The organism is Candidatus Woesearchaeota archaeon (assembly GCA_021734105.1).
Classification (GTDB): Archaea; Nanobdellota; Nanobdellia; order Woesearchaeales; family SKGA01; genus SKGA01.
Genome location: JAIPJP010000041.1, coordinates 1 through 6,909, shown reverse-complemented (window position 1 = coordinate 6,909; position 6,909 = coordinate 1). Strand labels below are relative to the sequence as shown.

The window sequence follows — 6,909 nt, the reverse complement described above, 5'->3', positions numbered from 1 at the left end:
ATTATTTTTATTTGTTTTTACTTTGTATATTATTGACGCATAACCTTTATGGAATAATTTGATTGATAAAACTTCTTCCTTGACAAGGTTATTTATTTGTTTTTTTATTTCATTCATTTTTCAATAATAGTTATCATACAATATTTTGTATTGTTAAAGCAGCAATTGTCATCGTTCTTTAACGAATTTTTTTTAGCATTTGCCTTATTGGTTTTAATATTATATAAGGAACAAGCAAAGTAGCTAAGCTATTTCTACACATACTAGACCAGTATTTTTTCCATTTTGTTAGTTTTATTTTTAGCTCTTTCTTCTGGTTGGTAGTAAGTTTGCCTTTAACACCAATCCCTACAACTGTGTGTGGAAAGTTGCTTTCTCCTGCTGATTCAACTATGATTGTTTCAAATGGCTTTAAAATGCTTCTAAATGCTTCTGGTGTGAATCTATAATAATCATAGGGATAGCCATGTATTGGGAAATTCATTACAGAACTAATTATTACTGTGCCTCCTGGTTTAAGCACTCTATATACTTCTTCCATTGCTTTTCCAGGATACTCTACATGTTCTAAGGTATCCATAACTATTGCACTACCTACTGAATTTTTTGGCAAATCTAATTTGTGTAAATTAAGTATTTTGTCAACTCCTGGGCCTTTTCGCATATCCGTTCCAATGTATTCCTTTCCCTTAAAAAAAGGTCTTAAATCTGCTTTTTTTTCTTGCCCTGGAACTTTAAGTGCTCCAAATTCATAGATTGGTTCCTTGAATGGAAGTATCTTTGATGTTATTCCAACGTATTCTTTTACAATTTTTCTCATTTTAAATTATCTCCTGAATGATTTTTTGATATTCTTCAATCATTCTCTTTGTTTTAAAAAGGTTTGTTGTTTTCTCTCCCTCTTTTACTAATTTTGATTTTAATTTATTGTTCTCGATTAATTGATTTATTTTATTTGCTAAATCAACACTATTTTTGTGTTTGTATAATAACCCATTCTCTTCGTGTTTGACAAACTCTCGTATTTCAGGTATGTTTGTAACCACGACGGGAGTTTTGGCTGCCATTGCTTCTATAACGACGTTTGGTGAGCCTTCATAATGCGTTGCTAGAACAAACAAATCTGAAGCTTGAACTATTGTCGCCACATCAGTCCTATCTCCTGTAAGTATTATTTTTTTATCGAGTTTTTTTTCTCTAATTAATCTTTTTATTTTGTTTTCTGTAGATCCCGATCCTACGAAGAGACATTTTATTTTTTCTCCTTTCTCGTTTAGTATTTTTATTGCGTCAATTAATGTTATATGGTCTTTTTGCTCTCTAAAATTTGCAACCATAGATATAAGTATTTCATCTTTAATATTGAACTCTTTTTTTATTTTGTTTATTTCTTGTTTTTTTGAAAATTTGTCGAGATTTAGTCCGTTGTATATAACTTTTATTTTATCTTTCGAAACGCCTAGTTTTTTATTAACAAATTTTTTTACTTCATTTGAGTTTGTTGTATACATATATACTTTATTCTTGGTTATTTTATCAATCTTATTATGCCATGAAAAACCTAATTCTTTAACTCTTATTGACGAAATGTTTCTTATTTTAAGTTTTGATGCTACTAATCTAGAAATTATGTTTGCGTGTGGTAAGAATGATATTATGACTTGTGGTTTCTCTTTCTTTGCTATTTTCTTTAGTTTTGAGTAGCTTCTTATTGTTGCTTTTATTGTTTTGTAATTTATGCCTTTTGGTTCTATTTGAGGATTTAGATATTTTACTTTCACTCCTTTTTCTTCTATCCTTTTTCCAACATCTCCCTTTCCATAAAATGAAATAACTTGAATATCAAATTTGTTCTTATCTATATTTGTTGTTAATAACTCTAACTGGTGTTCAGCACCTCCTTGATATAATGCGCCTATTGTGAAAAAGACTTTTATTTTATTCAATTTATTATTTCCTCAAATTTCTTTATTGTTTTTTCCCAGTCAAAGTTGTTTTCTATTTTCTTTTTGATTTCTTTTGAGTATTTTTTTCTTTTATTTTCATCTTCAAGCACTTTTAGCGCCTGTTTTATTTCTTTAACATTTTTAGGTTTTATTAATAGCCCGTTTTGTTTATCATCTATTATTTCGTTTGTTCCGCCAACATCTGTTGCAATTATTGGAATTCCTAATGCGCCAGCTTCAAGCACACTTGTTGGCAAACCTTCTGAATATGATGGGTTTACAAATATATCTGTCGAGCTTAGTATATTTATTATTTCTTCTTGGTTTTTTTGTCCTAGGAAAATAGCATCGACTTTCAGGTCTTTACTTAGTTTTTCTAAATTTTTTTTGTATGGCCCATCGCCTACTATTTGAAGTTTATATTCGCTTTCAGAAATTGCTTCAATTAGCTGTTGAACACCTTTAGCATAAATTAATCTACCAACATATGTTATTGTTGTTTTTTTATTTTTTATGGTGCTTGTTTTTCTAAATTCTTTAGTATGGATTGAGTTATGTATTACTGTTATTTCTTTTGCACCTAACTTTTTAGAAAATTCAGCACATTTCTTTGAAATGCCCACAACTTTATCTGCTCTTGAAATTACGAATCTTCCAAGAGTTTGATCGAATATCCACGCACATGCAGTCACTATAGGATTGCTATGTGTGACGAATTTGTTTCCATGTTCGATGTGTATGAATTTAGACTTCATTTTTTTGGCTAGTTTGTAGCCAATATATGTGCTTGTAAAGAAACGAGTGTTTGTGAACACAACATCATATTTTTCTTTTAATATTCTCTTTTTGATTTCTTTGTATTTTTTGTTAAATATTTTTGGTATTGAGTATGCATCCCCTAATATTTCAAAACAGGGCATCCTTATTATTTGTATTTGGTCTTTTTTTTCTATATTTTTGAGTTTTTTGTATTGAAATGTTAAAACGTCCACCTTATTTCCTTTTTTTGCAAGTCCTTTTGCAAGCTCTAAAACAAACTTTTCAAGACCTCCAATGTATGGATAAAAGTGATTTGCAACTATGAGGATTTTTTTCATTTCAAATTACCTAAATTGTACCAAAAATTATTCTATTTTTGAGTGCTTCTTACTCTTTTCTTTTTCCACTTCTTTGTATGCTATTGTTCTTACTAGTTTTTCTAGTTTGTTTTCCATTTTGTTTACCTTTTGATGTAGGTAAAAGATTAGTGTTAGAAAAAACGCAAATCCTATTAGTGTTAGAAAATCAATTGTTCCTGTAACGCTTAATCTTCCGCCCAATCCCGATATTATTTGTGGAAATATTGATAATATTATTGCTATTAGCCATATTCCGCTCCACAATGCTAATCCTTGTTTGCTTGTTTGGTTTCTTTTAAAACCATGAAATGTTAAGTAAAGCATTGCTAGTGCGAATAGTATTCCTACAATTTGAATTCCCAGTACCATTTTTTTATTTTCCTCCTATTAGTTGGATTGCTTTCCATTTAATCATTTGAATTAATATTCTGATTCCGTGTACAGGTGTTGTTCCTTTGTAATTATCTAGATAGATTGTTTTTATGGGTATTTCTTTATAGTTTAGCCCTTTGGCGTTTACAATCATTTCGGTTTCCATACCATATGATTTTGATTCCCATCTCAATTGTTTGTATGCTTTTTTTCTAAACGATCTAAATCCTGATTGCGTATCTTTTATATTGGCGGAAAACAAGATACGCGTTAGCAGCGTAAGACTCCAATTACCAATTCTCATTAATAGCGGAGATTTTCCTTCTGATGTTCTGCATCCATAAACAATATCTGTATTTTGTAGTGTTTCTAGAAATCTAGGAATATCTTCTGGTTCGTGTTGTCCATCTGAATCCATTAAAATAAATGTTGAGTAATTATTTTTGTATGCGAAGTCGCATCCTGTTCTTGCAGCATTTCCTTTTCCTAGGTTCAGTATATGTTTTAGAACAAAAGTTGCCTTGGCTTGTTTAGCTTCTTTGCTTGTATTATCTGAGCTTCCATCATCAACAACAATCACATCAAGGTTTAATTTATTTTTTTTAGCAGTTTCCTTTACTCTTTTTATAATTTCGAAGATATGTTTTTCTTCATCATACGCTGGTATTATAACTGCTGTTTTTTCTATCATGATAACCACATACTTTCAGGTTAGCTTATTTTGTTTTTAAAAATTAACTGAAAGTAACATCCATATTTGTTACTTACTTTGAATTTTTTATTTTTTCAGGCTATTATTTAGGTTAACTTTGTAAACAATTATTCGTTGTCCTGTGAAGTCCGTTATATCGCTCAGGATTTCATAACCTTTCATTCCAACACCTTCAAAGAAGAAAAGTCTTGTAAATGCGCCAGTACCCATAATATCATCACTTATTATTGCTTTAATTCCTTTTGGAGTGTTCGCTATCACTAATTCGTAATCTAGTGTGCTTCTTGAGATGTTATATGTATTGGTACTTTCTTCTGTGATTATGCTAACTTTTTTTGGTATTAGTGAATTTCCATCACCCACCTTTTGATTTCCGTTGTATAACCATATGCTGATTTCTGTGTTAAGAGGATTAGCTTTTGGTATTGTGGCGGTTTCCATAACAACTCGTCCACCTTGTTGTTGTCCTATTACTTGGTTGATTGTGCATATATATTCTGTTGTTGTTTCCTTACAACTTTTTGCACTAGAAGTAACATAGTTTGGCCAGGGACTTATCCAAGTATCAACCGCTCTGTTGTCTTCTATAGTGTTTATTTCATAATACATGTTGTTTAATTCGTCTTCATCATATGGGCTTTTTTCAAGAAGAATATTTATTGCTTCTTCATACTTATTGTTTCTGAACGTATTATATACGAATGCTTTGTCAAAATCCCAACTTCCAAAGTGAGCCCAAACTCCTGCTTTGCCAACCATATCTTGCGACGCAATATAGTATTGGTCTAAAAGTTCGTTGTCTTCACAATGTGTTTTCTCTAGGACTTGATCCGCTTGATTCGCATTTAATCCTATATCTAAAAGATTTTGTTTTGCTTCATCTTTTTTTTGATAGATTATTTCATTTATTTTTTTACTTGCTAAATAGGTGTTATTTGTGTATTCAAAAATTCGTTCGTAACCTTTGTTTTGACCGCAGTTAAGCATTCTAAGGATTGCCTTGTTTTCTTCTAAATCTTCCGTCATAAGACTTTTTCCAACCCAGTAAATCCTTTTACCTTGATCTCCTCCATCAAAGGTCACTCTTCTTTCTGCAATATTTACAAACCAGTGTCCAAAATCCCACCAACTCGTTATTACTCCGTCTTCAGCGTCTTCTTTTATTGCTGTTAAGCTGTTCACCCATCCATCATTCATGCTAGGAACTTCACTCATTGCAACAGCGTGTGCTGACTTTATTAGTGAGATGAATATGAATAATAATAATATAACTAAAATTGTTCGAGTTATTATTTTTGTTATTTGCATGCTTTCTTTTACCCAACTGCTACCTTTAGTCCATAATATCCCAAAGAACACACCAAATGCTATTGCAAACGGGGCCGCCAAAAGTGAGATAAACCGCGATGCTAAAACGCCCATTATTGCGATTCCTAAGAACCAAAGTGTTAGCATGGTGGCGTATCTGATTTCTATTTTTCCTCCTTCTGTTTTTAAGAAGAATGTTAAGAGAACTCCAAGAAGTCCTATTGCGAAAAAAACTTTTCCTCCTACTGATGTGATTATTTGTTTCCAACTTCCAGAATTTAATTCCGCTACTGTTGTAAGTACGTTTGGCCAAATGTTGCTTCCACTTGCTACATTCTTAATAGAGAGCGCACTTAAAGGACCTAAGGTTGTTGTTTTTATTGGTTTGATAAAATCATATCCCGTGCTTGTTGTGGTGTTGATGTTTAGTACTATATTAAATACGCTCGTGCTTAGTAAAAAGATAATTATTACTAAAATTGTTTTTCCAAATGGAGACTTTATTATTTCTTTAAAATTTCTCTTTAACAATCCTTTTTCAGTAACTAATAGGGAGATTGCGTATATTCCTGCCACTCCTAGTAGTATTGTTCCTATGTGCCAACCGTTTGACCAGGTGTTAATAAATAGTGTCAAACTTAATCCTGCTAGTGCACTCAATATGAATTTTTTAGTGTTTGTTTTTGCGGTTAAACTTTCTATGAAAATCCATGCTGTTAGTAACGGAAATAAAATAATATATGAATCTGTATCTGAGAATCCTGCTGGTGTTCTTCCAAGAAGGGCATTGTTAAGAACTAATACCAATCCTCCGACAAATCCAGCTACATTTCCTCCTATTTTCCTTCCAATAAAAAATATGGGTATTACTGCCAAGGCTATTAGAATTACGGGCATGTAAAATGATGCTTGTTGCGGAGTAAATTGTTTGTTAAATGCATTTATTATTTTGTATGTAAAAACAGTTATTTTGGCATGCATGGAACGGCCCATTGTTTGTCCTTCTCTGCCGTTTCTTAACTCAAATATTTTTTGTTTACCTTCTTTTCGAATGTTTTTATTATCTCCGAGGTAAATTTTTACATAAGAATTCCATAAATAAGGATCAATTGCAAGTAAATACGTGTTGCCGTGTTCATCTTGAAGTTGATTTTTAAATTGTTGTGAAAGACTTTCTATTTGTGGTCGCAGTGTTGCTTCTTGGCTGGCCACGGCCTCTGCGAGTTGTTCGTTAATATACGCTTCGCGTTGTGCTGCGGGCAGGTTAGGAAATTGTTGCGCTACTTGTGCTGCAACAGCGCTTCGTATTTGACTTGTTGCCGTGTCTTCAGCCCATTGATCAGTGGCGGGCAAGGTTACAGGGTACATGCGAAAGAAGGTGCTAACGCCAATGGCGATGATGAGTAAGAGTACGATGAGTGCTAGCTCTGAGAAAATAACTTGTTTCCAACTG

Annotated in this window: 6 protein-coding genes; all 6 read right to left on the bottom strand. The window is 32.2% G+C overall.

Annotation, left to right across the window (positions count from 1 at the left end; translation table 11 throughout):
* Positions 1-178 precede the first annotated feature (178 nt).
* Positions 179-820: a class I SAM-dependent methyltransferase gene (locus tag K9M74_05695; GenBank protein ID MCF7799366.1), complete on the bottom strand. Its 642-nt coding sequence runs from the start codon at positions 818-820 to the stop codon at positions 179-181.
* A 1-nt stretch (position 821) separates the two neighbouring features.
* Positions 822-1,946, bottom strand: coding sequence for a glycosyltransferase (locus K9M74_05690; protein ID MCF7799365.1), 1,125 nt, complete (start codon positions 1,944-1,946; stop codon positions 822-824).
* Entirely contained in the window at positions 1,943-3,043 is a 1,101-nt protein-coding gene (locus K9M74_05685; GenBank protein MCF7799364.1) for a glycosyltransferase family 4 protein, read from the bottom strand. The genes K9M74_05690 and K9M74_05685 overlap by 4 nt, the downstream gene beginning before the upstream one ends.
* Positions 3,044-3,070: 27 nt before the next feature.
* Entirely contained in the window at positions 3,071-3,433 is a 363-nt protein-coding gene (locus tag K9M74_05680; protein MCF7799363.1) for a DUF2304 domain-containing protein, read from the bottom strand.
* Between the two features lie 4 nt (positions 3,434-3,437).
* Entirely contained in the window at positions 3,438-4,136 is a 699-nt protein-coding gene (locus tag K9M74_05675; GenBank protein MCF7799362.1) for a glycosyltransferase family 2 protein, read from the bottom strand.
* Positions 4,137-4,214: 78 nt separating this feature from the next.
* A partial coding sequence (locus K9M74_05670) for a hypothetical protein (GenBank protein MCF7799361.1) occupies positions 4,215-6,909 on the bottom strand: 2,695 nt, incomplete at its 5' end.